Raw genomic sequence first — 26,053 nt, forward strand, 5'->3', positions numbered from 1 at the left:
CGGTTCGGCGAATTTTCTTCGCCGCGCTCAGGCTCAATCCGTTCCCGTGTCGCGAAGTGGGAATTTGCCTCAAAGGGGCGTAACTGTCAACCAGTTTTCTTCATTTTTTTCAAAATATTGCCCAATCAAATCGCCATAATGCCGATTTATCAGCCAGGGACGCGGCTTTAAGCGCCTTTTCCACCGTATGGATTTTATACATTTTCAATAACACAAGCGGTTTGCAACGCCATGTATTGGCACTCCGCGGCAAAAATCTGCCCCCGCGCTGCTGTGCGTCTGCCGCAAGCAGGCTTGCTACTGCTCCACCACCAGCACGGATCCGGCACGCAGGGTCTTTTCATCCACGCCGTTCCAGCGCTTGAGGTCTTCAACACTTACATTATGTTCGCGGGCGATCTTCCACAGACTGTCTCTGGCCTGCACAAGATAGGTATTTTTGGCGGCTTTTGCCGCTCCGGCACTGGCCTTGCGGCCCACTCTGCCGTCAGAGCCGCCGGAAACCGGCCCGCTCTGGGCCACGGCCCGGCCGGGGATGCGCAGCACGGTTCCGGCATGGATCATATTGGGGCTGCTTATATTATTATGTTCCTGAAGGTCCTTCACGTTGATGTTGTACTGGCGGGCCACGGCATACAGGGTTTCACCAGCCTGAAGCGTATGGCTGCCGCCCTGTGCCGCCGACTGCGCCACCTGCCGCCCTGCCGGCTGCGACGAAGCCCGCCCACGGTTGCCGGACTGGGCCTGAGCCTTGTTGTCCAGCGCGGCCACAGCCCTGGCGGACATATCCACCGAGCGCGGCGCAAGCACTGTCTGCCCCGCACTGAGGCGGCTTTCGCCGGGGTTGAGAGCGCGCAACTGCGCCGCGGGGATGCCGCTGCGTCGGCTGATCTTGTCCCACGAGTCCGCATTGCTGGCCACACGCACCGCCCCCCAGTCCGCATAGGCGGTGCAGCGGGGCGAAGACAGAAAGGCCATGGCCTGGCGCTCTATTCTGGCAGGAACATACACAAAGGTGGAGCGGTTCGTATCAGTGATGCGGCGCTTGTGGTGACGGTTATAGGAAGCAAAATCGCCCCAGTTCATGCCGCAGGCATCAGCCAGCCCGTTGAGATCGGTTCCGGGGCGCGCCGTAAGGCGCAGCACACCGGGCGCGTTTTCGGGGTTGATCGGCTCGAAGCCCAGTTCGGGCAGATTGCGCATGATTTTTGTAACCGCCAGAAAACGTGGCACATACTGTTTGGTTTCATCGCGCAGCTGCGCTTTTTCATCCAGCATATGGTTGCGGGCCTTGACCTCAAAAAAGTCCTTGCCGCCTGTGCCTGCCTTGGCGCGGCCGATCTTGCCCTCACCCGCGTTATAAGCCGCGATGGCCGTGGGCCAGTCGCCGAAATACTCGTGAAGCTTCTGTAGGTAATCCGCCGCGGCCTCCGTGGATTCATAAGGATCAAGGCGCTCGTCGGTAAACCAGTTCTGCGTCAGCCCGAAGCGCTCGCCCGTAGGCGGCATGAACTGCCAGGCCCCGGTAGCGCCTACGGGCGAACGGGCGTCCACCCTGTAACCGCTTTCCACAATGGCGAGGTAGGCCAGTTCCTCTGGCATACCGCGTGAACGGAACACCTTGCGCGCATAGGACAGGTAGTTTTCCGCACGCTTTGAGAACACGCACACGGAATTGCGCCCCTTGCGCAGGAAGTATTTATATTGGCGCGCCACATCATCCATTGCTTCCGGGGGCAGGCTTTTATCCACATGTCCGGTGGAATTGAGGGCAGCGACCTCTTTGGGACTCAAGGGCGTGGGGTCATCATCAGGGACGGAAAAAGAAGCACCGCCGCCGCCCGAGCCACCCTGGCGCGAGGCGCAGCCTCCGGCCAGCAGCAGGCAGCACAGGGCAGCCAGCACACAAAAGCGAATACCGGCAACTGTTCCCTTGCGTCCTTGCGCGACAGTGTCCATAGTATGTTCCGTCATATTGCACTCCTTGTCCGCCCGGCTTGCCATGCGCCGGGAAGATGCGTACACAGCCGCATGGCCGTGAACGCCCGTTGATCTATATTTTTAGCCCGGCAGCCTGTGGCCGCCGTTTGCCCCCGCGCGGAGGCGCGCATGCATATCCAATCTGAAGAAGCCCCGCTTCTGCCGGGACTCAAGCCCGTGCTGGAGCTGTTGTCCAGCGACCCGCAGCGTGTTGACTGCGTATTCTGCAAGAAAGGGCTTCGCAGCCCCGAGGCCCGCGAGGTGCAAGACCTCTGCCGGAAAAATGATATTCGCTTTACGCTGGTGGAACAGGCCGCGCTTGACCGGCTGTGTCGTCCGGGCGGCCCCAGGCGCGGCGACACGCGGGAAGCCGGACGTGACGCCGTGGCCCATCAGGGTGTGGTGGCCCGGCTGGCCGCAACCAGCTTTTGCGAGCTGGAGCATATTTTTGCAGCCGTGGAGCAAGCCCCTCTGCCCATAATCCTGGCCCTTGACCAGGTGCAGGACCCCGGCAACGTGGGTACGCTCTGCCGCACCCTGTACGCTCTGGGGGGCGCGGGCATTATTCTGCCGCGCCACAACAGCGCCTACCTTGGCCCTGCCGCCCGGCGCTCTGCCGCCGGTGCGCTGGAGCATCTGCCCGTAGCGCGCGTCACCAATCTGGGGCATGCGCTGGACAGCGCCGAAGAAGCGGGCCTGATGATTTACGGCGCCGGAGGCCAGAACGGACCCGCCAGTGTGGACGCTTTTGCCGAACCCATGCGCCTGCCCGCCGTGCTGGTACTGGGCAATGAAGAAAAAGGCCTGCGCCCGGGCATTGTCAAACGGTGCGCGCACATGCTGCGCATACCGCTGGCGCGGTCTTTCGATTCGCTCAACGTGGCCCAGGCCGGGGCTATCTTGCTGGGCCTGACCGCCGCACGGCTCAAGCCCTAAAGTCCGGCTGCCCTGGCGGTCGCCAGCGGCACCCGCCGGGCCTGATGCATCTGCGGCTGCACCACGCAGGGCGATTACGCCCACTGCAGCGAACAGTGGCAACAAAAGTTCGCACTGCCGCGCAACCGTCACGGATGCATACGGGGTCCAACCTACATACGATTGCTGTTTCAGACAACAGGAAAAGGAAATGTCATTGACATTTCCTTTTCCTGTTAAAAGACAGAATCTCTCTGAATTTTCTCTAGACTTGCCCTGATCCGCACATTCGCCAGCTACATATACGCTCTTTTGTACACAGTACGGATTATACCAGTGCCGATACATGAAGCATCGCCTGCTGTTGCTCGCGCCGGGATGCTTTCCCGGCGGCGTGTATGCCGTGTTTGCCGCGCCACATTTTCAGCTACCGCACATAGTTTGGAATATTGATAAAGACATCGCGCGTGAAGGTGATCATGCGCTCCATAAGCCAGGGCAAAGCCAGCAGCAGGGTCAGAAACATGCAAACAATCTTGGGGATGAAGGTCAGCGTCATCTCCTGGATCTGGGTGGCAGCCTGAATGACGCTCACAATCACCCCCACGCCCAGCCCAACGCCCAGCATGGGCAAAGCCATCATAAGGCACAACTCGATGGCCTGGCGGCCAAAGCCGATAACAAAATCAGGAGACATGGCGTAACCTCACGGGAATTTTTTGACACTGCCGCAACCGGCGGCTCTTTTAATTCAAGATTGATGCCAGAATACCTGTGGCTGCGCCCGGTCATAGCAGAAAGCTGTTGACCAGCGATCCCACCAGCAGGTTCCAGCCGTCCACCATCACAAAAAGCAGCAACTTGAACGGCATGGAGACCATCATGGGCGGCAGCATCATCATGCCCATGGCAAGCAGGACACTGGAAATCACCATGTCCAGCACAAGAAAAGGAATATAGATGAGAAAGCCGATGGTGAAGGCCGTTTTCAGCTCACTGATAACATAGGCCGCCGCCAGAAGCATGGTAGGCACCTCTTCCTTGTTCTTCGGGGCTTCCATATTGCTGATGGAATAGAAGATGGAGAGGTCTTTCTCGCGCGTGTGTTTGAACATGAAGGAACGCAGCGGAGCCTGGGCTTTGTCCAGAGCTTCCCTGTAGTCAATGCGCTCACTGAGGTAAGGCTGAAGGGCATCGTCATTGATCTGCTTGCCCACGGGAAACATGATGACGACCGTCATAAAAATGGCAAGACTTGCCAGAATCTGGGTGGGCGGCAGTTGCTGCACGCCCATGGCCTGACGCAAGAAGCTGAAGACAATGATGATGCGGGTAAAGCTGGTGACCGTAAGCATGATGGCCGGGGCCACGGAAAGGATGGTCAACAGAAAGAGAATTTCCAGCAGTATGGAAACTTTTTCAGGCGATTTGGCACCGCCCGCCAGGGTAAGCTGCAAGGTGGGCATGGCCATGTCCTGCGCGGCATGGGCCAGGTGAGGCAGCCAGAAAAGAAGGCTAGCGGCTGTCAGCCCCGCGAGCCACTTCTTCCATGACGTGTTGAAAATCCTTGTTCTGCGGCTCATGCTGCGCCTGCTCCTCGGTCAGAAGGGTTATGTGCTGGTCGGTAACGCCCAGCAGCAACCTTCTATTCAAGAAGCGTACCACCATCAGCCCCTTGCGCGGGCCCAGTGGCAATTGCGCCTCCATAACCAGCGCCCCCTTGGGCAGCGCGCCAGGGCGCGGCAGAAAATTGAATTTGCCGAAGCGCCGCACCAGCCAGACCACCAGCCACAGCAGCGCTACCAGAAGAAAAAGTATGCCCACGGCCTGCGCGTAGCCGCCCCACGAAAAAGAAGTTCCGCCAAGGCCTGCTCCATGCGCCGCCGCGCTGCCTGCCACATCGCCCGCAAGGCCGCTTTCCAGGCTGTCGCCCAAACTCTCGGCAACGTGGCCTGCTGCCTGGGCCGCAGCACCAAGACCCTGCCGCGTCAGTTCCGCAGCACGTTCCACAACCTGCTCCAGCCCGCCGGGCAGGCCTGAAACAGCGTCCGGCGCGGCCACTGACGGCGCGGCCGCCTCGACGGTGCCGCGCACGGCCTGTCCCGCCACGCCATTGGCCGGAACAGTAGCAGAAAGGGCCAGAGCACCCGCTGCAAACACGGCATGCACAAGGCTAGCCAAGCTGCTTCACCCTTTCAATGGGGCTGATGATGTCAGTAAGGCGCACGCCGAATTTTTCGTTAATGACCACGGCCTCGCCGCGCGCCACCAGCTTGCCGTTGACGTACACTTCCAGCGGTTCGCCGGCCAGCTTGTTCAGTTCCACCACCGAACCCTGCCCCAATTGCAGCAGTTCGTTGATAAGCAGACGGGTACGGCCCAGTTCCGCCGACACGTCCAGCGGAATATCAAGAATAAAGTCCAGTTCGCGCTTGAGCTTGTTGTCGCCGGGCTGGCGCGCCATTTCGGTCATATCCTTGAAATGGGCATCCGTAACCTGGCCTCCCATGCCCGCACCCGCGCCGCCAAAGGACTGGTGAGGCTGCTTTTCCTCTTCTTCGGCCATGCTTGCGGCCCATTGGGCGGCCAGCGCCTCATCGGCCAGGTGCTGGGCATCAGCACCGGCAGCCGCAGCGCCGGTTTCGGCCGCATCGGGAGCGGGAGCGGCGGCGGTCTCAGCCTCCTTGGCAAGTTCGGCTTCCCACTGGGCGGCCAGATCGTCCTGATCTTCCTGAGACATAGGTCACCTCGTTAGAGCATTGTAAAAGAAACTGCTCTAGAACAGATTAACTTTGAAAGCGCATACGGTTTCAAAGCTGCTGGACGCTCGTTCCAGCCCCTGGCAGCGCAAGCAGCCTGCGCGGCCTTTTCATGCACGGCTTCCTGCCGCGATGGCTGAAGCTGTGCCTGCCCCGTCAACGGCGACCTGCGCGGCTGCCGAAGCATCCTCAAATAAAACTTGCCTGTGCCTGATGTGCCGATGCTGCGCGTGGGGCCTGAACACCGGACACGCCCGGCCTGCCGAGGCCCGTCTATTCCACTACAAAATCCGTAAAAAACACACGCACAACGCGCTGCGCACCCAGAATCTGGTTGAGACGCGCCGCCACTTCGGCCTTGAGCAAAACCTTACCGTCGGGGCTGGCGATGTCGGCATAGCTCTTGCCTGCCAGCAGCATGATGATGGCATCGCGGATGCGGGCATTGTTGGCTTGCAGGGCCGCCGACACATCGGCGTTCACTTCCACTTCCATCCCCATCTTGAGATAGCGCCGTCCCGAGGGGTCCGCCAGATTGACCGTCACAGGGGGCAGCGGCAGCACCATGCCCCCGCTGCGGGGCAGGTCGCTCTGCCGTTCAATGCGTACATCCGTACCGGATGCGGGCTGCCCGCCGGGCAGTCCGGCGGCATGCCCGTCCTGCCTCGCTCCGGAAGCCGCGCCACGCTCTGCGGGCCTGTCTCCGCCCGTCGCCTCCGGCGACGAAACGGCAGCACCATTGGCCGGCGTGCGCAGATACAGCCACCAGTATCCGCCAAGCCCCGCACCGCTCAAGGTCATGAGCAATATCGCCAGAATAATGACGATGCGCTTGAGCCGGGACTTCTTTTTGGGATTTTCAGCCTGCCCCTCGGGCAGGGCCGGGGCGTCTTTTTCCTTGGCCGCCATAATAAACTCCGTTGGCCTGACGCGGACATAACGGCAAAGCCGTGCCGCGTGCGATTTTTATGGGCGAGACCTGCACAGCCGGATTCCTCCGCAGCGCCGCCCGCAAAAACCGGCCCCCACAGCTATTGCAGACACTGTGCCAGAGGTCAGGCTTTGGCCGGGCGCAGCCCGAAAATATCCGTACCTATGCGTACCAGCGTGGCCCCCTCGGTCACGGCCGCCTCAAAATCGCCGCTCATTCCCATAGACAGAACAGGCAAAGGCAGACCGGTGCGAGAGCGCAGACCGTCCCGCAGTTCACGCAGGAGGGCAAAATAGGGCCGTGCGGCATCGCCGGCATCAAAGACCGGTGGCAGGCACATGAGGCCCTGAACATCAAGATGCGGGCAGCTCTCAAGTACATAATCGGCCAAAGCGGGCAAATCTGCAGCCATGATGCCGCTTTTTTGTGGTTCAGAGGCGATATTCACCTGAAAAAGCACCGCCTGGCGGGCATCGCCTTCAGCCAGCCGCCGCTCAAAAGCATCGGCCAGCTTGCGCGAATCAAGCGTATGCACCAGAGCAAAGGCCCCGGCCACCTGCCCGGCCTTGCGACTTTGCACATGGCCGACCATATGCCAGCGGACATGAAGGGCAGAAGCCGCAACGGCAGCTTCCAGCTCTTCACGTTTCTGCAGGGCCTCCTGCACGTAATTCTCGCCAAAATCCACCTGCCCCGCAGCGGCCACGGCGGCCACATCGCAGGCCGGGTGCAGTTTGGATATGGCAACAAGCGAAACTTCTTCTCTGGCCCGCCCGGCAGCGGCGCAGGCGGCGTCCAGCCTTTCCAGCACGCGATGATAGCGATCCAGCAGTTCCATACCTTACTCCGCCATGAGGCCCAGGTCGCGCAGAAAGGCCGTGTCTTCCGTCCAGTGCTCACGCACCTTGACCCACAGTTCCAGATGTACCTTGCCGCCCACCAGCGTCTGAATGTCCTTGCGGGCTTCAGTGCCGATGACCTTGATGGACTGCCCTGCGCGCCCAATGACCATGGCCTTGTGCATGGGCCGGGCCACATAGATGGTGGCATGAATGACGGTCTGCCCGCGCTCTTCATCCTCTTCCCAACTTTCCACATCCACGGCCACGGAGTAGGGAACCTCCTGCCGCAAGTGCATGAACAGCTTTTCGCGAACGATTTCAGCCGTCATGAAGCGCAGGGGCGCAGTGGATATCTGGTCTTCGGGGAACTGGGCCTGGCCCTTGGGCAGCTTTTTGCGGATAAGCTCCATCAGGTCGGCAAGCCCGTCCCTGTGCAGGGCAGAGACAGGAAAGATATCGGCTCTCGGCCACATTTCATGCAGCCGGGTCAGCAGGGGCAGCATGCGGCTTTTATCGCCGAACAGGTCTACCTTGTTAACCACGACGATCATCGGGCGTTCTTCGCTGGCAAGGGCCTGAGCCACGGGGGCGATGTCGCGATCAAGAAATTCAGGGTGGCGGATGTAGAGGTGGGCGTCCAGCACGGGCATGATGATGTCAGCCTGGTTCAGGCTCTGCCATACAGCCTGGATCATGGTCTTGCTCAGCCGCCCGCGCACCTGGGTGAGACCCGGAGTATCCATAAAGATGGTCTGGGCATCGTCATCGGTGAGGATGCCCACAATCTGGTTGCGCGTGGTCTGCGGCTTGGACGTGACAATAGTCACCTTCTGCCCCAGAAGGGCATTGAGCAGTGTTGATTTGCCGGCATTGGGCGGGCCCATGAGAGCCACCCATCCGCAACGGTAGTGCAGGTCGGTCATTACGTCTCCTGGCCGGACAACCGGCCTACGCTGCGCACAAAGGGCGCAAAGTTTTTCAAGGGGCTGTGTTCAAGTGCATGCCGCCCGCAGAAAGCGGGCTTTCGCCCGGCAAAAACAAACTGACGGGCGCGGCCGTACCGGATACGGCGGGATGGGGTTTTCCCGCAATGCCGACGAATAAAACAAGGCGGCTTTTGCAGCGGACGTTTTCAGAACCAGCCCCAGATACATGCTAAATCTGCTTTTCTGTCCCATATCCGCGCCTTCCGGTCAAGCTGCAAGGCCCAGCACCCCCTGCACCCCCTTGACGGTCATGCCGCCAGCGCTTACTCTCGCGCCCATGTTTACCCTTCTTACATATATCGCTCTTATTGTGGGCGTAAACTACGCGTTTGCCGTCACGCCCCTTGTGGAACTGCCCAATGGTGAAATGTGGCCGCCGCTGTCTCTGGTGGTGGGCTTTATCTTTGTGGTGCGCGACTACGCGCAGCGCCGGGTGGGCCATAAGGTGCTGTGGGCCATGCTGGTGGGCTGCGTGGTGAGCTGGTATATGGCGACGCCGCAGCTTGCCCTGGCCAGCGCCGCGGCCTTCGCCATCGGCGAACTGGGCGACTGGGCGCTGTATACCTTTACCAACCGCCCATTTTCACAGCGCATACTTATTTCCAGCCTGGTGGGCGCGCCCCTGGACAGCATCGTTTTTCTGCTCATCATAGGCCTTGCCACGCCCTGGTCGATCATCACCATGAGTGCAAGCAAGCTGCTTGGCGCGCTTCTGGTCTTCTGGCTGGTGCGCCGCCGCGAACAGCGCGAATACGCCATGGGCATGCAGGCCTGAGCCTGCCTGCAACAACGTTTCCGACCTGAAAAACATACCGCCGGAGCATGTTCACAACGAACGTGCTCCGGCGGTTCAGCGTCAATAAGGGCAACAAGATCCGCATCAGTCAGCCCGGCGACATGTGCGGCGACATGCGCGACCTGCCCGCAGCGTCTGCCCGCAGCGTCTGGCGGCAGCGTCTGGCGGCACGGCGAACGCTGCATCCGGGCCTGATATTCCACAGTGGGCCGCCTTCTTTTTCCGCAAGCATAAACGCCGCACAGCAAAGCCCCGGAGAGGACCGCCCTTCAACGGCGTCCCTCTCCGGGGCTTTTTGTCGGTTTTCTGCCTATTTTTCCACCCTGAAGGTATTGCTGATGATGGCCAGGTCTTCCAGAACATCCTGCGGCAGGTGGCGGAACGGCGGCATGACCGTGCCTGGATAGCCGTTGGTGATGACCTCCAGAGCGCGTGCATGCGTCATTGAGTACTGTTGCAGGTCCGGCGGGGGCGGCAGCAGTGTATGGCCGAATTCCGTTATCTCGCCCTCAACGCCATGACAGACCGAGCACGACTCTGCCCAGACAATCATGGCATCGCTATCCGGCTCGCGGTCGGGATCCACATCGGCCTTGCCGAACATGTCGAAGCGCTCGCCCATGGTGTCCAACACCATTTCGATCTTTTCACGGTCGTAAAGACGAAAATAGGGCATGCCCGAGCCGGGTACGCCGTCGCGCACCAGCGTGTACACATAGTCCCTGTTGGCGCGTATGGCGGCAATGTCTTCAGCCGGAATGAGCAGCCGCCCGGCAACGGGGCCGTCCCCCCTGCCCTCCAGCCCGTGGCAGGGCGCGCAGGCCTGGTCATAAATGGTGTCGCCGTTGTCATAGACCGTTTTGAGCTTGAATGCATACCCATCCAGCGCGGGCTGGCGGAAGGGATCAAGAGCCCTGGCCCTTTCGGCCCGATAGGCATCGTTGGCGGCCTGAACCGGATTCATGGCCTGATCCTGAATGAACTGGCGGCCCACAAGCATGGCCACAAATGCCAAAGGCAACAACCAGAGAAGGCTGCGCGGGGCCGCCGCCTCCGCAGACCGCAACGCCGCATCCGTACCGACCCCCGCACATGGCGCGGGTTGCCCCGGTCTCAGCACCCACAGGGCCAGCAGGGCCGCCAGCGCGCCGATCATGAGCGCCGTAAGGATGGTCCAGTCAAGCTCGGCAGCCACGGTGAACAGCAGCGGAATGCCTATGAGAATCTGCGCCAGAATCGCGCCGAAAATCCAGTTGCGCAGGCGCGGGGCTTTTTCCGGATTGTTGCGGGTAGAAAAAAAGAGCTGAAAGGCCGCGCCAAGCACAAGCGCCGCGCCGATGACATGCAGGTAGCGCAGCAGCCAGTGCGGAGCCAGGGCGGGCATGGAGGCAAAATCCTGCCCGCCGCTCTGCCCGAACTGCGCCCACAGGTGCTGCCGCTCCATCAAGGCCAGCGCCCCGGTAAAAACGGCTGGCACGGTAAGCAGCGCGCCCACGCCCACCACGCCGCAAAAAAAGGCCAGCCAGGCGCGCCGTTCCATGCTGTGATTAAAGGCGTCGATAAGCAGAAAGGCCACGATCAGCAGGGGAATCACCGCCAGCCAGGCGTAGGCGAACAGGCCCGTGGTGGTGAAAAAAGAATACGAATAGCGGATCTGTACGAGCAGCAGGGGCGCAATGCCAAGCACCACCGCCAGGCTCTTGAGGCCGAGGTGGGTGTGCATGAAACGGCTGTTCCATGCCTGCCCGGCCTGATCCTGGTCGAGCCAGTCCTGAAGAAAAAACACAAAACCCAGAATGGCCGTACCCACAATCAGCAAGGCAAAAAGCAGGTGCAGGCCAAAGGAGATGAAAAGCAGGCCGTTCTGCCAGCCTTCAGACAGGGGATGCAGGAGAAAAAGGTCGGTCCACTGGTTCATGACTACTTCACCTCCCCGGCGGCGCGGCCCGGGTGGGCCTGCTGCGTCTTGATATAGCCCTGCTCCGCCGCGAGCATGTAAATATAGTTTGCCAGCAGCAGGCGTTCCGATTCAGAGCCGGTAAAGGGCGTCATGAAGGGGCCGAGATTTTCGGTGATGTCAATGATGGCATTGAGACTGTCCAGGGTGCGCCCGGCCACACGGATGCCGATATTGTTGAGGCCGCCCTTGACGTTGGTGTGGCATACGCCGCAGTTGGCGGCAAACAGGGCCTGCCCGGCAACCATGTCGGGCGTCAGTTTGCCGTTGTCGTTTACCCAGCGCATGCGCGGCAGAAAGTTTTCATTCTTTTCGTCCAGGGCCAGCTTTTCCACCAGCGGAACCTGATTGGCATACATATAGCCGGGCAGAAGATACGGGCCGCGCACAAATTCACGGATGCGCTCAAATTCCATAACCATGAACACACAGAGCAGCAGTGCCGGAATGCAGAGGATGCGGCTCGCCATGCGGCTGCGCAGCACCGCCACAAGTCCGGCAAGGCACAGCACGCCCACGGCAACGGCATTGAGGGTGGGCAGAAAGTCCGGCAGTTGCGACATGTATGACGTGGCTACCGCGAATTTCCAGTGGGTCAGATAGGTCATGGGCACGCGGGAGAAATATACCCAGGCGCTTACTCCGGCTACGGCCACGCAGGCCAGAAAAACGCCCCCGGACAGGCGCAGGGCGCTGCCGCGCTCCTGTGCCGTTCCCTTGAAGCGCCAGGCAATCCAGGCCGTGAGCAGCAGAGAGCCGATGGCAAGCCCGGCTGCCAGGCGCAAAAAGACCTGTGGCGCAAAGGTGGGGTTGAAATAGGCCTGATCAAAATCCTGTCCCCAGGGCCAGCCGTCAGGCGTGAGCATGAAGCCCAGGATGCCTGAAATGAGAATGGCCGAAAAAACCGCCATGACCACATAGCCCCAGCCCAGCGCGGCCAGCTTGCCGGGCTGTTTTTCCGCCAGCCTGTCCCACAGGTAGTAATAGATGAGCAACAGGATGACTTCAGAAGTAAAGGCCCCCCACTCTATGAACCAGGGCCAGAAAAAGAGATGGATGAGCGCACCGATGCCTTCGGGCGCGAGAATGCTGGTGATAAACCAGATGCCCACGCCCGTTACCGCACCCACGGAGGTAATGACCACCACGGTGGGGCCAAGCAGGCTGCGGCTGATTTTTGCCCAGTGCTCTCCCTTGCCCATCCAGGTCAGGGTTTGAAAAAGGATGAGCATGGTCATAAGACCAATAGCCAGGCCGTGGCTTATGATGACGTGCAGCACGGCGTCCAGGGCGATGGTCATGCCATCGCCAAGTCCCGGTATATGCAATATGGGAAATATCATGGCTAATTCCCTTCCGTCAGGGGGATAAGCCGCACAATCTTGTCGGAATGGGTGGGCTTGAAGGCCGGTCTGGGCTTTTCGTGAATATAGCCCGCCACGTCCAGCGCCTCTTCCTGCGTCAGGGAAGGCGCGTTTTTGGGCATAAAGCGCCAGGCAAAGATGGAAAGGGTGCGGATGCGGTGCATGCCGGCGCCGTCATTGTACGCGCCGTCGCCCCACACGGGCGGGGCAATGTCCGTACCCTCGCCGTCAAGGCCGTGGCAACGGGCGCACACGTCTTTATAAACCTTTTCGCCGTTGACCGGATCAGGCTTGTGGGGGTTGTCCATACTTTCGGGAACGGCCCAGGGCAGTTTGGCGTACACGGGAATACCCGTGGAAATCCACTGCAGGTACACCAGCAGCGACTGTATCACCTGACTGTCCAGCGGCGGCGGCGTGCCGTTCATGCTACGGTCAAAACAGCCCTGAATGCGGATGCCGAGATCAATGGTATATTCATTGCGGTCGCGGTAACGCGGATAGGTCGCCCCCACGCCCACAAGCGAAAAGCTCTCCATGGACCGGCCGCCCTCGAAATGGCAGCTTGAACAGGAAAGCTGGCTGTCCTTGCCGATATACTGGCCGGCGTATTTTTTCGTTTCAGTCATGATCCTGTAGCCGAGCATGACCTCTTCGCGGATACTCTCCGGCGCGTCTTCGGGACGGGGCGGATTGAACAGGGCCTGACTGGACGGCACGGCAACCCTTGTGGTCGCGGCGTCGGAATCAAGCGCCACCCGCTCTATGGAAAGCGTCGAGCCGAAGAAAGAAAGCGCCCATACGCCGAAGACAAGCAGTACGCCTGCCAGAACAAGCCCCAGGTACACGCTGCGGTTTTTCATGATTTCTCCTGCTGGGGCTTGTTCTACCTGCCCCGGTATAGCTTGAAGGCAATACTATGTAATTTGGTAGGGATTCAACTATAGCGGCACTTACAGATAAAGCGAATGAATAGTCCCAGTATAGATTTCAGAAATACAGTTTCCTGTCAACACAGGTAGCTGAAAATGCTCGTCTTGCAGGCGAACGGCAGGCGAAGGGCTGTACAGGCCACATAAAAACAGCATTGCGCAGCGGACTTGCGGGCGGCGCACCGCCGCGCAATGGCCTCAACAGGATTGACCGGGGAGTTGAGCAGTGGACAGAAAAAATCGTTGCCAGCCTGCTGCTCTGCACGAGCCCCGGGGCATACGCACGGGCTACTGCAGGAAACAGCCGCTCTAGAACTCAAGCCAGCGCGGCTCCCGCCCTACTGCTATGCGGTTACGGCTGAAGCCGTACGAGCGGGCGTAGCGCGCCAGATCTTCGAAATGGGATACGGTTTCGGCGGCCGCATGGGCATCGGAACCAAAACAGATATCCAGTCCCAGATCAGCGGCAAGGCCCATAATGGCCGGGCCGGGATACGGCTCATGAAAAGCCTTTCGCAAACCTGCGGAAGAAACCTCCATGGCAACATCCTCCCGCCGCATGGCTTCAAGGGCACGCGCCACACTATCCAGGCTGCCCGGCTGACGCAGCCAGGCCTGAAAGTCGTCATAGCAGCAGACCTTGATAAAGTCCGGATGCGCCACCACATCCACAAGTCCGCTGGCCGCAAGCCTGGCCATTTCTTCATAATAGGCTTCATAGCGGGCAAAGCGCTCCGGCAGGGCCAGACCTTCGCCCCAACTGCGCGGAGAACCTATGGGTACATCGTGCACAAAATGCAGGCCGCCGATAACATAGTCAAAGGGATATTGCCCCAGCAGGTTTTCCATCCACCCCATATTGACGGGCAGCCAGTCCAGCTCCATGCCGAGCAGCACTCGGGGGCCACCGGGCAAGGCGCTGCCCTTGAGCGCCAGCACAGCCTCCACATAGGCGGGAAAGGTCACGTTGAGGTCCCCCTTGTAGAGCGGGCAGGAATAACCCGGCGGCAGGGGGGAGTGTTCGGAGAGGCCGTACCAGTCCACATGGCGTTCGCTGGCCGCCTTATACATGTCGCCCACGGTATTCTGGCCGTGAGCGGCCAGGGTGTGATTATGCAGATCTGCGCGTATCATCCCCTGTGCATACGCCAAAGCCCGGGCAAAGACCACCCGCGGCGCGGGTCGCTTCCGGCCGGAAGATGGCAATATCCCCATGCCGGCACGGCCTGTTCATCCGCCATCCGATATTCGTATGAGGAATCAAAAGCGTTTACAAAGAACAAATGATTTGTATACTGGCATCGAAAGATACGCGAAAAGCATTTGCTATCGCCCCTTTTTTACCTTTTATTCCGGCGATTCCTGTCGGGACGATGCATCAACATTATTAGGAGATACCTGTGAAGAAAATTTTAACGCTTGCGCTGAGCCTGTGGCTGACCTGCATTTTTGCCACCGGAGCCGTAGCCGGCAGCGATATCATTACCGCCTCTGACCATGCAAAAATACTCGAAATCGCCAAGGGCTTCGGCAGCGCCGAACTGACCACCACATCCAAGGGTACGCCCATCATTCAGGGACGTATGGACAGTATCAAATACGCCATATGGTTTTCCGGCTGCACCGACGGCAAAAACTGTAGCGCCCTGCAATTCATCGGCATGTGGAAAACAGAAAACTTTCCCATGGCCGAAGTCAACAAGTGGAACGCCCAAAAGGTGTACACCAGAACCTACCTTGACAATGACCTGGATCTGACAATGGAAATGGACGTCTTCATGCGCTACGGCATGACCAAAAAAAATCTGGAAGAAATCTTTGACCTGTGGAAAACATCCCTCAGGCACATCTCCGAAGTGATCGCCGCGCAGTCCAAAAAGAGCCCCTTGTAGTTTCCGGCGACGCAGCCGTGCCTTGCGGCTGCGTCACGGAACGGACGCCAGTGGCTGTAAAAACAGCGGCAGAGATAAAAACAGCACGGGCCGGTCCATCAGGACCGGCCCGTGCTGTTTGCTCCCCGGAGCATTGCAATCCGTGCGCTCGAGGCGGGCTGCCCGTCGCCGCGCAATAACGCAAATTCACATTACCATACCAGCCTGGCTACAAAGCAGCTCTTGCCTGGCGGTTCCGCGCCCTACTGCCGAACAAAGGCCGCCAATATGCGCCGCGCCTGCTCCACGTCCGCAGCGATCTGCTGCTTGAGGGCGTCCACGGAATCAAAACGTTTTTCGCCACGCAGGTGTTCCACAAAATCCAGGCGCAGCATCCGCCCATACAGGTCGCTGCCGCCTTCGAGCAAAAAGGTTTCCACACTCAGCTCATTTTCGCCGAAGGTGGGCTTGCAGCCTATGCAGGTCACCGCGGGCCGGGCTTTTTCGCTCCCGGCGAGGGTGGCAAGAGTGGCATAAACCCCGGCTCTGGGGATGACCACTTCCGGGCGGGCCAGGTTGGCTGTGGGAAAACCCAGCCCCGCGCCGCGCCCGTCGCCATGCACCACTTCGCCGCTGAAACCGTGAAAACGCCCAAGCAGGCGCGCGGCCTCACACACATCGCCCTCATCTATGAGCTTGCGCAGCGTGGTGGAACTGACCACTGTACCGTCCACCACCACAGGGGGCAACTGCTCCACACAAAAGCCCGCATCCGCGCCCAGACGGCGCAGCACGTCCACATGCCCGCCGCGGTCACGGCCCAGGCTGAAGTCGTAGCCCACCACCAGATGGCGCAGGCGCAAAGGCTCAAGAAAAGCGCGCACAAAACCCGCGGCATCAAGACCTGCCAGTTCATGCGTAAAGGGCAGCTCCAGCACATGGCGCACGCCCAGCGCTTCCAGCCGGGCAAAACGCTCTTCCCGCGTGGTCAGCGGCATATGCCCCAGATGAGGCATGACCACCTGGCGCGGATGCGGCCAGAACGTCATGACCACTGCCGTCAGTCCTTCGCCGGAGCAGACGTCCAGGGTGTGACGGATGAGCGCCTGATGCCCCAGGTGCACGCCGTCAAAATTGCCGATGGTAAGGCCGCTGTTTTCCGCAAGATTCAGTTCTTCAATGGAGTGTGCGATATTCATGTTCTGCCGGTTCCAAAGCAAAAGTACACGTGTGATTTTTTACTGGCGCAAGCCCGGGCCGTAGCCGCCGGGCAGGCGCAATAGCGTAAGGCGCGGGCCAGTCGGCACGGGCAAAGGCCGGGGCTTGCGCTGCACATATGCAGCCGCGCCCCGGAACAGCATTAGATAAGCCTGTCGAATATGAGTTGGTAAACCTTGCGGATATGAAGGACAAGCTTGAGGTTGACGCTTTTGTCTCCCTGGTCTGTCCGGGCAAAAAAAGACGTGAGGTGGCGGGCCACCTCACTGAAGTCTCCATCACCCATAGGTTCGAGCATGCCCCAGTATTCACGGGCGCGCACGAGCACCTGGGCGTTGGTTCTGTCCTTGTGACCGGCCTTGTATTCCTGCAGAAACGTATCGAACATCTGCCCGGCGTCCTGAGGAAAAGACCGGGCAAGCGCAAGGCGCCACAAAGCCACGTACAGGCCGCGCAGTTCCAGCAGCATCTGGCGGCGGCGCAAAAACTGCATGCGGCCGACCCCCAGATAGTCCAGTTCCACAGTAAAGTCTGCGTCCTCAAAAAGAGCCGCAAAATTGTCCAGAGCCTGCCGCGGCGTGCCTGCAAGGGCATCGTCCGGTGTTGTTTCCGGGGATGCGCCTTCAGGCGCGACCGGTGTACCGTCCATGTGACGCATAGAACCCCGTCTGCTTACTCAGCGGTATCCGTTTTGCCTGCCGCGTTCCTGGGCGCGGCCTCCCTGCCCTGCTCACCGTCACGGCGGCGTGAAGAGCGTCTACGACGTTTTCCGGTCCGGGAACCGCCTTCGGCGGCCCCTTCTTCTTTATGCTCGTCACCGCCTCTGGGGCCATTGCTCCCTCTGGAGCCTCTGCCGCCACGGCTGCCGGAGCTGCCACGTCCCTGCTGCCCGGCTGTGCCGGAAGACTGGTCGGGAAAGCGATTTTCACGCAGGCTTTCCTGATGGGTCTCGTCCAGCAGCATGGCCAGCAGCAAAACGCTTGCTTCGTCATCGTGCTCTGCGGCAAGCTCGCGCGCCAGTGCGGTGTAGCGCTCCACACGCACACGTTCAAGCCCCGTCAGCTTGCGGAAGCGGCCTTCAAGAATGGCCGTCAGCCTCGTTCCCGCCACAAGAGCCACGTCTTCGTCTGTGGGCAGCGGCATGGGGATAAGACCGATCTTGTAATGCTTGGCAATACGGTCAAGCTCCATGCGCTGCATGACGTCCACCAGCGAAATGACCGTACCGGCGGCCCCGGCACGGCCCGTACGCCCGGCGCGGTGGATGTAGCTTTCGTGATCTTCCGGCGGCTCGTACAAAAATACGTGGGAAAGCTCGGGAATATCAATGCCACGCGCCGCCACATCCGTAGCGACCAGGTACTGAAGCTTGCCTTGCCGGATTTTTTCAAGCACAGCTTCGCGCCGCGACTGCGAAAGGTCTGCGGAAAGCTCATCGGCATTATAGCCAAAACCCTGCAACACACCGGCCACATAGTGAACGTTGGACTTGGTATTGCAAAAAATAATGGCTGACGCCGGATTTTCCGTCTCAAGCAGGCGCACCAGCGCGCGATCTTTGTCCATCGGCTTCACTTCGCAGAAGAGATGCTGCACTTCGGCCACATGCACTTCTTTTTGCGAAAGCGAAAGCATGGCTGGCTCGGCCATGAATTCCCCGGAAAGCTTCAGCACATGCGGGGGATAGGTAGCCGAGAACAGGCAGGTATGGATGCGCCGCCTGGGCAGGTAGCGCTGTATTTCCTTCATGTCGGGGTAAAAGCCGATGGAAAGCATGCGGTCGGCCTCGTCAAAGACGAGTTCGCGCAGGTCGCCGAGGTCCAGGGTGCGGCGCAGCAAATGGTCCAGCACACGGCCCGGGGTACCCACAATAAGCTGTGCGCCGTTGCGCAGGGCGTCCATCTGTTTTTTGTAGCCCACACCGCCGTAAACGGCCACGGTGACAATGCCAGTGCCTTCAAACAGCACGGCGGCCTCACGCTCTACCTGCACGGCCAGTTCCCGCGTGGGGGCCAGCACAAGCGCCTGGGGAGCCTTGAGAGCGGCAGAAAGCCGGGGCAGCATGGGCAGCAGGTAGCAGCCCGTTTTGCCGCTGCCCGTGCGTGACTGCACCATGATGTCGCGGCCTTCCAGCAGGTAGGGCAGCGCCAGCGACTGCACAGGCATGAGGCCCTGCCAGCCCGCGCGGGCGCAGGCGGCGCGCATGTCTTCAGGCAGGTCTTCCAGGTTCACCCTGGGCAGGGCATCTTCCGGTTCACTGACGGAAAGCCCTTCAAGGGGAGCTTCCGAATCGCGCGCCGATGTGTCTTCCACCGCCGTGGAACTGCTGTCCGGCGCGATGTTTGATTGATGTTCAGGCATATATTTTCCCGGCGGAACGCCGCGTTTAGATATGAAACTACTAACGGGTCAACATGCCACAGAGAGCCGGATTGCGCAAGTTCGCCCATCAGCTCCCGGCAAACGGCCCGCAAGGCCCTGCCCCAGCAGCACACAAGAGACAGTCCGCCCGGGCAGACAAAAATCCCCGCAGCGCCCGGCCAGGCACAGGTGAAACAACAGTTGCGCCGCGTCCTGATACAGACGGACACCCCGATGCACGGCCCGGCATGCATGTGACGCTTGCGTCCCATGCCGCTTACGAGTACGTTTATCCCCTTTGCCGCCCAACAACGCCCGCATAACGGGCCGCTCAGGGCGCAGCCTTTTCAAGGAGTGACCATGACAGCCCCCGAACCGCAGTCTTCCGCCGCCCCCGGCGAGGCTTTCACCCCCGACTTCAGCAAGGGCCTTCTGCCCGCCATCGCACAGGACCACGCCAGCGGCGAGGTGCTCATGCTGGCGTATATGAATGAAGAAGCCTGGCGTAAAACCCTTGAGACCGGCGAGGCCCATTACTGGAGCCGCAGCCGCGAAAAAATCTGGCATAAGGGCGGCACTTCGGGACATATACAAAAGGTGCTCGCTGTGCGGCTGGACTGCGACAGCGACACGGTACTGCTGTTTGTGGACCAGGTGGGCGGCGCGGCCTGTCATACGGGACGGCGCACCTGTTTTTACCGGGAATGGAAGGACGGCGCCGTCAGCGAGTGCGCCCCGATGGTCTTTGATCCCCAAAAAGTTTACGGCGCATAAAGGAAAGAATCATGAGCGCGGACATAAAACCCATCATCAAGCTCGGCGTGCCCAAGGGCTCGCTGGAAGAAGCCACCATCAATCTTTTCGAACGTGCGGGCTGGAAAATCCGCAAGCATACGCGCAACTACTTTCCCGACATCAACGACCCTGAAATCACGGCCTCACTGTGCCGTGTACAGGAAATCGGCGGCTATATCGAAGCCGGGGTTCTGGATGTAGGCATCACCGGTCTTGACTGGCTCACCGAGCGCAACCACGAAGACAAGGTGGTGCGCGTTTCCGACCTGGTGTATTCCAAAACTTCCAACCGCCCCTGCCGCTGGGTGCTGGCCGTGGCGGGCGACGCCCCCTACCAGTGCGCCGCCGACCTGGCTGGAAAGCGCATCGCCACCGAACTTGAAGGCCTTACCCGCCGCTATTTCGAACAGGCCGGCGTACCCGTAAATGTTTTCTATTCCTGGGGGGCCACAGAGGCCAAAGTGGTGGAAGGCCTTGCCGACGGCATTGTGGAAGTGACCGAAACCGGCACCACCATCCGCGCTCACGGCCTGCGCATCATTGATGACGTCATGCTGTCCTACCCGGTGCTTATCGCCAACAAGGACGCCTGGGCAGACCCGGCCAGGCGCGCCAAGATCGAACAGCTCGACCTGCTGCTTCAGGGCGCCTTGCGGGCAGAGAACCTGGTTGCCCTCAAAATGAACGCTCCGGCAGGCAACCTGGCCTTCATACTTGAGATGTTGCCCTCGCTCAATTCGCCCACAGTTTCTCCCCTGCGGGATGAAAAGTGGCTTTCAGTAGAATCGGTCGTGCAGGTTGATGTGGTGCGCGACCTTATACCGCGCCTGCGCGAAGCCGGGGCGGAAGGCATTATTGAATACGCCCTGAACAAGGTCATCTAGGAGCGTTTTACCCCTGAACCGCCGCAGGCAATTGCGAAGACGCGCCCTTGCCGCGCAACAGGCGCAGGCGGGCCTGTTTGTCGCAAGCCGCGGCTTCAGGCGGCAACCGTATCCAGACCGTGCCGTCACGGGCGGCCTTCGCCCGTGACATGCCGGATGCCGCCCGTTTTCGACCGATGCCCCAAAGGCGCATCATGGAACAGCCCGGCACCCGGCCGAGGAGCGAAACCGGCCCCGTGGCGGCACGGCACAAACCATCCTGCAATACAGGCATCCCCGGCAGCGCCAGGCGCAATCCCGACGCCCGGCAGGACAAACGCATGATGCGGCTTCATCCGCACGGCCTTCGGGCAACGGCTGAAGCTGACCTGCGCCTTGGGCGAACGCCTGCCGCACCGGCCCCCTGCAACGTGCTGGCGCCCTCATTTTGCAACCGCTTCAAATCACGGGGCGTCAATACGCGCCCCATCTCCTCTCCCTCCCCCGCAAGCCGCCGGGCAAACAATGCCCACAACTCATAAGGAGCCTTCATGAGCAATGACGCCAGCCGCGATTTTCTCGACACCCTGCCGGAACTGGGCCCCGATGAAACCTTCTGCTTTGACTGCCATCCCGGTGTTCCCTGTTTCAACCGCTGCTGTGCGGAGCTGACCTTGCCCCTCACACCGTATGACATCCTGCGGCTGCGCCGGCATATGGGCATGACCAGCGAAGATTTTCTTGCCACCTTTACCACCATGCGCTCCTTTCCCGACACGGGCTTTCCCCTGCCCATGCTGCGCATGCAGGACGGCCCCGGCGAACCCTGCCCCTTTGTAAGCCCGGCAGGCTGTTCTGTGTATGAAGACAGGCCCGGGGCCTGTCGCTATTATCCCATCGGCCGCGGCACCAAAATGGCCGCCGACGGCATTGCCGAGCGGTTTTTCGTGGTGCGTGAGGCCCATTGTCACGGCTTTGACGAAGGCGTCAGCCGCACCCCCCATCAATGGATGGAAAACGAAGAACTACAGCCCTTCAACAGGGCCAACGACCGCTACATGCGCCTCATGGCCCTGGTGCGGGCTACGGGCAAACCGCTGGAGCCGCGCATGGCCACCATGACCGTACTCTGCCTCTTCCAGCTTGACCGCTTTCGCGAACTTGTCACGGCCATGAAAATATTCGGCCATGTGGACACGAGCGAAGAGCGCAAGGCCGCAGTCATGCAGGACAGCCTCGAAGGTGACGTGGCGGCCCTGGACTTCGCGCTGGACTGGCTGGAGCTTGTCATTTTCGGGCAAAGCGAAGGGCTTGCCAAAAAACAATAGTGTGTTTTTTCACAATAACACGACCAAACACCTGAAATCACACGAAACCAAGCAGAACGATGCGTATTTTTGTTCTTTTGTGACAAGAGCTTGGATAAAAGCTCTTAAAAGCACCACGTGAAGGGTACTTTATTCCTTGTAAACCATGAAAAAAATACCGCTCGTGATAAATTTCTTTTACAAAAACCAAAGAATATGTCAGGGTGATTTTGTGCGCGGGAAAATTTCCGGCAGCTCTTCTTTTTTATCCAAGAAAAGCTTTCGGTTATGGGCACAAGGCTGCACCGGGGCGCGCCGCGCAGCCGCCTGAAACCGCGCGCGTTTATTTGTTGGGGCCATGATTACGGCCGTTGGCCGGCCACAATCGTATTGGAGGAGAGTATGAGTTTTGGCAGACAAGTTTATGAGTTTCTGCTGAGCGGCTCAAGGGCTTACGCCAAATGGGACCTGGAAGTCTCCACTTCCATCCTCAAAAACCGCAAAAAACTGCTTCTCTTGCTGGCGCTGGCAGTTCCCATTCTTGCGGGTTGCCTGGCAGAAGCCTATGAGTACCATGAAATGCTGGGCGGCAAATCCGCCTATGCGCCTGCCTTTTACACCACAAACATCTTTCTGGCATCCATAGCAGTGGGCCTGGCCGCCGGCCTCATCACCGGGTGTATCGGCGCTGGCGGCGGCTTCATCATCACCCCTGCGCTCATGGCCGTGGGCGTCAAAGGCATTTTGGCGGTGGGTACAGACCTGTTCCACATTTTCGCCAAGGCCATCATGGGTACAACCGTCCACAAAAAACTGGGCAACGTATCAGGTAAACTGGCCGTTGCTTTTTTGTGCGGGTCGGTTGTGGGAACCTTCATCGGCGGGGCCATCAACAAGGGCCTGTATAACGCCGACCCCCTGCTTTCCGAGCTGTTCATCAGCAGCATCTACGCGGTTCTGCTGGGCTTTCTCGGTTTTTATGCCCTGTTTGATTTTCTGAAAAGTTCGCGCGGCGGCGCAGCCGCCAACCAGGATGCCCACGGCGGCAGCTCCGGCATGACCGGCATTTCCGTCAAGCTTCAGGGCCTGCGCGTACCTCCCATGATTTCTTTTGACGAAGACCTCGTACCCGGCGGCCGCCGCATTTCCGGCTGGATTGTGGCCGCGGGCGGCGTTTTTGTGGGCCTGCTGGCCGCCATCATGGGCGTGGGCGGCGGTTTCGTCACCTTCCCCATGTTCGTGTACATCTTCGGCGTGTCTTCAATGACCACTGTGGGAACAGACATCCTGCAGATCATATTCACCGCCGGTTTCGCGGCCATCGGCCAGTATGCCATTTACGGCTACGTCTTCTACACCCTGGCCATCGGCATGCTGCTCGGCTCGCTGCTGGGCATCCAGGTCGGCGCTCTGACCACCAAGGTGGTCAAGGGCATCCACATCCGCGGCTTTTACGCCATCTCCATCATCGCGGGCTTTATCAACCGCGCGGCCACCCTGCCCAAAAAGCTGGTGGAAATGGAAGTGCTCAACTGGTCGCCCAAGATTGTGGGTATTATTGAAAATGTGGGCAACGTCGTTTTCTGGGTCGTTGTGGCATTCTTCGGCATCTGGGTCTTCAGCAAGTTCTTCGCCAACATCGGTAAGCTCAGAGGGGAGGCCTGATTATGTTAGTACATGCTAAAGCGCCCTTTATTCGAGGCTGCCTGCTGCTGATTTCGTTCCTGATCCTTTTCGTGATCATGCTCATGCCCATCATGAAGGATGAGCTTGGCAACCATGTCACCGGCCTGCAGTATGCGGACAACGTGTTCAACGAACTGTCCAAGGGTTCGTCCTACTTCATTCCCGGCGTGCGTGAAAACCTCAAGAGCGTCGAAGGCAAGGACGTTCAGATCACCGTAAAGCTCAAAAAAGCCGAGCTTGCTCCGCTGGCTGCAATGGTGCTTGAAAAGTCCGGCGCGACCAACGTAAGCGCCGAGGACGGCAAGGTCAGCTTTTCCGGCAACCTTGGCCTTATCCTGGCCTCGGCCACTGACGACTCCGACAACCTTTATAATAACGACGCCGCAGTCGTGACGCAGAAATATGATGGCGAGCCTGCCCTCAAGGTAGCCTCGGCATGGTGGTATGTGCTTTCACCCACCATCAAGGAACTGCAGAAGCAGCACAAGATTACCGAATCTCAGGTGGTCGACCATGTGCTGCGCCGCGCCATCGAGCCGGGTAATAACTTCTACAGCGTACCGGCTGCCAAGGTTTCCGAGCACCTCGTGCTTATGAGCGCCATGCTCATTTTCTATGTGCTTTACACACTGTGGTACGGCTTCGCCATCTTTGAACTTTTTGAAGGTCTGGGCCTTGCCATGACCAAGTCCAAGGTCAAGCAGGAAAGCTAGCCGCAACAAGCTCCATTCCGGCGGCACTTCAAAAAGACCTTGCCGGAACAGATAAGCAAGCCTTTGACCAGAGGCCCCCTGTATACAGGGGGCCTCTCTTGTAATTATGGCCGAAAAGCCTTTACGCCAAACAAGTTTTCTGATATTATCGCGCCCAAGAAGTATGCTGTACTATAAATAATATTTTTACCTACACCACTATCCGACGCCCGCCATACGCGTCCATCACAGCACAGCGACACAGCTTTAACCATTGTCAACGGGCGCACAAATAAAGACAAATACCGCTGCGGCCTGCGTTGCCGCCACCGGGCGGGCGCGTTAAAAACCCTGGAACACAATCCGCTCGACATAAAAACGTCCTGGCCTGCGCACAACTGCCATGCTTTGCTGCGCATAAAAAACACATCACTTACTATAGCAAGGCGCACCTTTTACCTGCACATCCTGTGCGCGATTTCCGCACGGGCAACATGTAGGAATCCAGATACTTCCGGCATGACTGACCGCACGGCACAGGGCGGAAAAGATCCGCTCCCTTGCACCCCGGCCAGCACCAGAAGCGCAGCTTGATGCCGCAACAGTAATGCTTGCAATTATTGACGGAATTGTAAGCCTGACGTAATATATTTTTGGGTATTCATTAAAACTCTACTGTAGTTCTATAGTTTCTCCATTCGCGTATGCGTTCATGAACAGGAGCCGGTGTATCGGCTCCAACGACATATCCGCCCTTGCAGACGATTTTGTCTGCCTGGACAAACGCGGAACGGAGTGCCCCATGACGGCTCCTACCTCTTACTGCCTTTGGAACTCCAATACCTCGGAAGCATTCACCCGCGCCATGCGCCAACGGGTAACCGTGCGCATCAAGTGCTGTCTGCCGCGTGAGGGCAAACCTACAGACATTGTCATGCACGGCAGACTGCGCAATGTTGAAGGCCGCGAAGTGCTTTTTGTGCCGCGCCACACAGACGTCCAGCAGGGCAAAAGCAAGGCTGAAGAAAACACCTGCGAATTTTTTTTCAGCCTGGAGCAGCGGGAGGAATCCGGCATCAGCCGCATGGGCTACCAGGGACCGGGCATAGTGCTGGAAGAAATCAGGGATGAAAAAGGCGACCTGCGCAGCCTGCGGTTGCGCCTTGCCCGTAGTTGCGCAGTGCGGCAGATGCGCCGCCATAAAAGGGTTCCGTGGAGTGATGAGCGCAGCCGTCTGGCCGGCATCACGCCGCTGGAAGAGCTTCCCACCACACGGGCAGAACTGAAAGAACTGTTGGCCCAGTACTATGCCTCCAGCCCCCCCAACCCGCTTTCTCTGGTTAATCTTTCCGCCGGGGGAGCTTGCGCCTGCCTGCCGGATGATTTTTCTGCCATGACTCTGGCTTCCACATATCTTTTCTTTATTGTCCCCAACAAGGCTACAGACTCGGATCCTCCATACATCTTCCTTTCCAAAAAAATGGGGACCTGCAAAAGCCTGTGTGATCAGGGAACCGCATTGCGGCTGCTGTTCACCGAGGAGCTGGACTGGTTTGCCCAGAGCCCGCAACTGAAATGGGACGATATTCTCGCTTCCGGTTCCGAACGCCTCCAAGCCTGTCTGGAACGGTATGATGACGCCGAGGATGAAGAAGACGAAGTCCCGGCTGAAGTCGCAAGCGTAAACAAATCCCGCCTGACGGCCTGAACCCGGCCTCTTGGGCCGCAGCAGCCTGCACGCGTTTTTTACAGCGCGCACAGCCTGTGCCACAAGCTGCCACGGCGGCTGGTTTCGCAA

At 59.4% G+C, this 26,053-nt stretch carries 25 protein-coding genes; 9 read left to right on the plus strand and 16 right to left on the minus strand.

Going from position 1 to position 26,053, the window contains the following annotated elements; all coding sequences use genetic code 11:
- Positions 1-297: 297 nt before the first annotated feature.
- The gene (locus QZ377_RS05790; protein WP_291440250.1) at positions 298-1,974 is read right to left on the minus strand and encodes a lytic transglycosylase domain-containing protein; all 1,677 of its coding nucleotides are present in this window, start codon (positions 1,972-1,974) and stop codon (positions 298-300) included.
- A 135-nt stretch (positions 1,975-2,109) separates the two neighbouring features.
- On the opposite strand from QZ377_RS05790, the gene QZ377_RS05795 reads away from it, so the two are divergent.
- Positions 2,110-2,916 (plus strand): RNA methyltransferase, encoded by an 807-nt coding sequence (locus tag QZ377_RS05795; RefSeq protein ID WP_291440251.1) that lies wholly within the window; start codon positions 2,110-2,112, stop codon positions 2,914-2,916.
- A 406-nt stretch (positions 2,917-3,322) separates the two neighbouring features.
- On the opposite strand, the gene fliQ is transcribed toward QZ377_RS05795, so the two are convergent.
- From fliQ to era, 7 genes are all read right to left on the minus strand, one after another.
- Positions 3,323-3,592, minus strand: coding sequence for a flagellar biosynthesis protein FliQ (fliQ, locus tag QZ377_RS05800; protein WP_012624021.1), 270 nt, complete (start codon positions 3,590-3,592; stop codon positions 3,323-3,325).
- A 91-nt stretch (positions 3,593-3,683) separates the two neighbouring features.
- Positions 3,684-4,367 carry a flagellar type III secretion system pore protein FliP gene (gene fliP / locus QZ377_RS05805; RefSeq protein WP_291440306.1) on the minus strand — a complete coding sequence of 228 codons (684 nt, stop codon included), beginning with the start codon at positions 4,365-4,367 and terminating at the stop codon, positions 3,684-3,686.
- Positions 4,368-4,410: 43 nt separating this feature from the next.
- Complete coding sequence (gene fliO / locus QZ377_RS05810; protein WP_291440252.1) at positions 4,411-5,076, minus strand: flagellar biosynthetic protein FliO; 666 nt, start codon at positions 5,074-5,076, stop codon at positions 4,411-4,413.
- Positions 5,069-5,635: a flagellar motor switch protein FliN gene (gene fliN / locus QZ377_RS05815; RefSeq protein ID WP_291440253.1), complete on the minus strand. Its 567-nt coding sequence runs from the start codon at positions 5,633-5,635 to the stop codon at positions 5,069-5,071. Before fliN ends, fliO begins: the two co-directional genes overlap by 8 nt.
- Positions 5,636-5,927: 292 nt before the next feature.
- Positions 5,928-6,563 (minus strand): flagellar basal body-associated FliL family protein, encoded by a 636-nt coding sequence (locus QZ377_RS05820; protein ID WP_291440254.1) that lies wholly within the window; start codon positions 6,561-6,563, stop codon positions 5,928-5,930.
- A gap of 146 nt (positions 6,564-6,709) precedes the next feature.
- Complete coding sequence (locus tag QZ377_RS05825; protein ID WP_291440255.1) at positions 6,710-7,423, minus strand: YggS family pyridoxal phosphate-dependent enzyme; 714 nt, start codon at positions 7,421-7,423, stop codon at positions 6,710-6,712.
- A gap of 3 nt (positions 7,424-7,426) precedes the next feature.
- The gene (era, locus tag QZ377_RS05830; protein WP_291440256.1) at positions 7,427-8,350 is read right to left on the minus strand and encodes a GTPase Era; all 924 of its coding nucleotides are present in this window, start codon (positions 8,348-8,350) and stop codon (positions 7,427-7,429) included.
- A 313-nt stretch (positions 8,351-8,663) separates the two neighbouring features.
- Between era and QZ377_RS05835 the strand changes: the two genes are divergently transcribed.
- Positions 8,664-9,188, plus strand: a complete 525-nt coding sequence (locus QZ377_RS05835) for a VUT family protein (protein ID WP_291440257.1) — start codon at positions 8,664-8,666, stop codon at positions 9,186-9,188.
- Positions 9,189-9,519: 331 nt separating this feature from the next.
- Here QZ377_RS05835 and QZ377_RS05840 read toward each other — a convergent pair whose 3' ends face one another.
- The 4 genes from QZ377_RS05840 to QZ377_RS05855 form a co-directional block, all read right to left on the minus strand.
- Entirely contained in the window at positions 9,520-11,127 is a 1,608-nt protein-coding gene (locus QZ377_RS05840) for a c-type cytochrome (RefSeq protein WP_291440258.1), read from the minus strand.
- Positions 11,128-11,129: 2 nt separating this feature from the next.
- Positions 11,130-12,509 carry a c-type cytochrome gene (locus QZ377_RS05845; protein WP_291440259.1) on the minus strand — a complete coding sequence of 460 codons (1,380 nt, stop codon included), beginning with the start codon at positions 12,507-12,509 and terminating at the stop codon, positions 11,130-11,132.
- Between the two features lie 2 nt (positions 12,510-12,511).
- Positions 12,512-13,393, minus strand: a complete 882-nt coding sequence (locus QZ377_RS05850) for a c-type cytochrome (protein ID WP_291440260.1) — start codon at positions 13,391-13,393, stop codon at positions 12,512-12,514.
- A 378-nt stretch (positions 13,394-13,771) separates the two neighbouring features.
- Positions 13,772-14,596: a histidinol-phosphatase gene (locus tag QZ377_RS05855; RefSeq protein WP_291440261.1), complete on the minus strand. Its 825-nt coding sequence runs from the start codon at positions 14,594-14,596 to the stop codon at positions 13,772-13,774.
- A 266-nt stretch (positions 14,597-14,862) separates the two neighbouring features.
- Here QZ377_RS05855 and QZ377_RS05860 point away from each other — a divergent pair, with 266 nt between their 5' ends.
- A complete protein-coding gene (locus QZ377_RS05860; RefSeq protein ID WP_291440262.1) occupies positions 14,863-15,354 on the plus strand; it encodes a YbjN domain-containing protein in 492 nt (163 codons plus the stop codon).
- Positions 15,355-15,596: 242 nt separating this feature from the next.
- On the opposite strand, the gene QZ377_RS05865 is transcribed toward QZ377_RS05860, so the two are convergent.
- The 3 genes from QZ377_RS05865 to QZ377_RS05875 form a co-directional block, all read right to left on the minus strand.
- Positions 15,597-16,532, minus strand: a complete 936-nt coding sequence (locus QZ377_RS05865; RefSeq protein WP_291440263.1) for a bifunctional riboflavin kinase/FAD synthetase — start codon at positions 16,530-16,532, stop codon at positions 15,597-15,599.
- Between the two features lie 161 nt (positions 16,533-16,693).
- Positions 16,694-17,209 (minus strand): hypothetical protein, encoded by a 516-nt coding sequence (locus QZ377_RS05870; protein ID WP_291440264.1) that lies wholly within the window; start codon positions 17,207-17,209, stop codon positions 16,694-16,696.
- 14 nt (positions 17,210-17,223) lie between these two features.
- Positions 17,224-18,912: a DEAD/DEAH box helicase gene (locus QZ377_RS05875; protein ID WP_291440265.1), complete on the minus strand. Its 1,689-nt coding sequence runs from the start codon at positions 18,910-18,912 to the stop codon at positions 17,224-17,226.
- Between the two features lie 360 nt (positions 18,913-19,272).
- Here QZ377_RS05875 and hisI point away from each other — a divergent pair, with 360 nt between their 5' ends.
- Complete coding sequence (gene hisI, locus QZ377_RS05880) at positions 19,273-19,686, plus strand: phosphoribosyl-AMP cyclohydrolase (protein WP_291440266.1); 414 nt, start codon at positions 19,273-19,275, stop codon at positions 19,684-19,686.
- An 11-nt stretch (positions 19,687-19,697) separates the two neighbouring features.
- Entirely contained in the window at positions 19,698-20,591 is an 894-nt protein-coding gene (hisG, locus tag QZ377_RS05885; protein ID WP_291440267.1) for an ATP phosphoribosyltransferase, read from the plus strand.
- Between the two features lie 7 nt (positions 20,592-20,598).
- On the opposite strand, the gene QZ377_RS05890 is transcribed toward hisG, so the two are convergent.
- Positions 20,599-20,787: a hypothetical protein gene (locus QZ377_RS05890; protein WP_291440268.1), complete on the minus strand. Its 189-nt coding sequence runs from the start codon at positions 20,785-20,787 to the stop codon at positions 20,599-20,601.
- 334 nt (positions 20,788-21,121) lie between these two features.
- On the opposite strand from QZ377_RS05890, the gene QZ377_RS05895 reads away from it, so the two are divergent.
- The 4 genes from QZ377_RS05895 to QZ377_RS05910 all read left to right on the plus strand — a co-directional run bounded on the left by QZ377_RS05895 (position 21,122) and on the right by QZ377_RS05910 (position 25,963).
- A complete protein-coding gene (locus QZ377_RS05895; protein WP_291440269.1) occupies positions 21,122-21,898 on the plus strand; it encodes a YkgJ family cysteine cluster protein in 777 nt (258 codons plus the stop codon).
- Between the two features lie 381 nt (positions 21,899-22,279).
- Positions 22,280-23,542 (plus strand): sulfite exporter TauE/SafE family protein, encoded by a 1,263-nt coding sequence (locus QZ377_RS05900; protein WP_291440270.1) that lies wholly within the window; start codon positions 22,280-22,282, stop codon positions 23,540-23,542.
- A gap of 2 nt (positions 23,543-23,544) precedes the next feature.
- Positions 23,545-24,276 carry a hypothetical protein gene (locus QZ377_RS05905; protein ID WP_291440271.1) on the plus strand — a complete coding sequence of 244 codons (732 nt, stop codon included), beginning with the start codon at positions 23,545-23,547 and terminating at the stop codon, positions 24,274-24,276.
- A gap of 691 nt (positions 24,277-24,967) precedes the next feature.
- Entirely contained in the window at positions 24,968-25,963 is a 996-nt protein-coding gene (locus tag QZ377_RS05910; RefSeq protein WP_291440272.1) for a hypothetical protein, read from the plus strand.
- Positions 25,964-26,053: the final 90 nt, after the last annotated feature.

It is taken from the genome of Desulfovibrio sp. (genome assembly GCF_019424165.1).
Classification (GTDB): domain Bacteria; phylum Desulfobacterota; class Desulfovibrionia; order Desulfovibrionales; family Desulfovibrionaceae; genus Desulfovibrio.

What these genes read in the sequence shown, in the direction of transcription:
- QZ377_RS05790 (WP_291440250.1), bottom strand. Translation starts at nt 1,974, where the DNA reads ATGACGGAACATACTATGGACACTGTCGCGCAAGGACGCAAGGGAACA.
- QZ377_RS05795 (WP_291440251.1), top strand. Translation starts at nt 2,110, where the DNA reads ATGCATATCCAATCTGAAGAAGCCCCGCTTCTGCCGGGACTCAAGCCC.
- fliQ (WP_012624021.1), bottom strand. Translation starts at nt 3,592, where the DNA reads ATGTCTCCTGATTTTGTTATCGGCTTTGGCCGCCAGGCCATCGAGTTG.
- fliP (WP_291440306.1), bottom strand. Translation starts at nt 4,367, where the DNA reads ATGGCCATGCCCACCTTGCAGCTTACCCTGGCGGGCGGTGCCAAATCG.
- fliN (WP_291440253.1), bottom strand. Translation starts at nt 5,635, where the DNA reads ATGTCTCAGGAAGATCAGGACGATCTGGCCGCCCAGTGGGAAGCCGAA.
- QZ377_RS05820 (WP_291440254.1), bottom strand. Translation starts at nt 6,563, where the DNA reads ATGGCGGCCAAGGAAAAAGACGCCCCGGCCCTGCCCGAGGGGCAGGCT.
- QZ377_RS05825 (WP_291440255.1), bottom strand. Translation starts at nt 7,423, where the DNA reads ATGGAACTGCTGGATCGCTATCATCGCGTGCTGGAAAGGCTGGACGCC.
- era (WP_291440256.1), bottom strand. Translation starts at nt 8,350, where the DNA reads ATGACCGACCTGCACTACCGTTGCGGATGGGTGGCTCTCATGGGCCCG.
- QZ377_RS05835 (WP_291440257.1), top strand. Translation starts at nt 8,664, where the DNA reads ATGCCGCCAGCGCTTACTCTCGCGCCCATGTTTACCCTTCTTACATAT.
- QZ377_RS05840 (WP_291440258.1), bottom strand. Translation starts at nt 11,127, where the DNA reads ATGAACCAGTGGACCGACCTTTTTCTCCTGCATCCCCTGTCTGAAGGC.
- QZ377_RS05845 (WP_291440259.1), bottom strand. Translation starts at nt 12,509, where the DNA reads ATGATATTTCCCATATTGCATATACCGGGACTTGGCGATGGCATGACC.
- QZ377_RS05850 (WP_291440260.1), bottom strand. Translation starts at nt 13,393, where the DNA reads ATGAAAAACCGCAGCGTGTACCTGGGGCTTGTTCTGGCAGGCGTACTG.
- QZ377_RS05855 (WP_291440261.1), bottom strand. Translation starts at nt 14,596, where the DNA reads ATGATACGCGCAGATCTGCATAATCACACCCTGGCCGCTCACGGCCAG.
- QZ377_RS05865 (WP_291440263.1), bottom strand. Translation starts at nt 16,532, where the DNA reads ATGAATATCGCACACTCCATTGAAGAACTGAATCTTGCGGAAAACAGC.
- QZ377_RS05870 (WP_291440264.1), bottom strand. Translation starts at nt 17,209, where the DNA reads ATGCGTCACATGGACGGTACACCGGTCGCGCCTGAAGGCGCATCCCCG.
- QZ377_RS05875 (WP_291440265.1), bottom strand. Translation starts at nt 18,912, where the DNA reads ATGCCTGAACATCAATCAAACATCGCGCCGGACAGCAGTTCCACGGCG.
- hisI (WP_291440266.1), top strand. Translation starts at nt 19,273, where the DNA reads ATGACAGCCCCCGAACCGCAGTCTTCCGCCGCCCCCGGCGAGGCTTTC.
- hisG (WP_291440267.1), top strand. Translation starts at nt 19,698, where the DNA reads ATGAGCGCGGACATAAAACCCATCATCAAGCTCGGCGTGCCCAAGGGC.
- QZ377_RS05890 (WP_291440268.1), bottom strand. Translation starts at nt 20,787, where the DNA reads ATGATGCGCCTTTGGGGCATCGGTCGAAAACGGGCGGCATCCGGCATG.
- QZ377_RS05895 (WP_291440269.1), top strand. Translation starts at nt 21,122, where the DNA reads ATGAGCAATGACGCCAGCCGCGATTTTCTCGACACCCTGCCGGAACTG.
- QZ377_RS05900 (WP_291440270.1), top strand. Translation starts at nt 22,280, where the DNA reads ATGAGTTTTGGCAGACAAGTTTATGAGTTTCTGCTGAGCGGCTCAAGG.
- QZ377_RS05905 (WP_291440271.1), top strand. Translation starts at nt 23,545, where the DNA reads ATGTTAGTACATGCTAAAGCGCCCTTTATTCGAGGCTGCCTGCTGCTG.
- QZ377_RS05910 (WP_291440272.1), top strand. Translation starts at nt 24,968, where the DNA reads ATGAACAGGAGCCGGTGTATCGGCTCCAACGACATATCCGCCCTTGCA.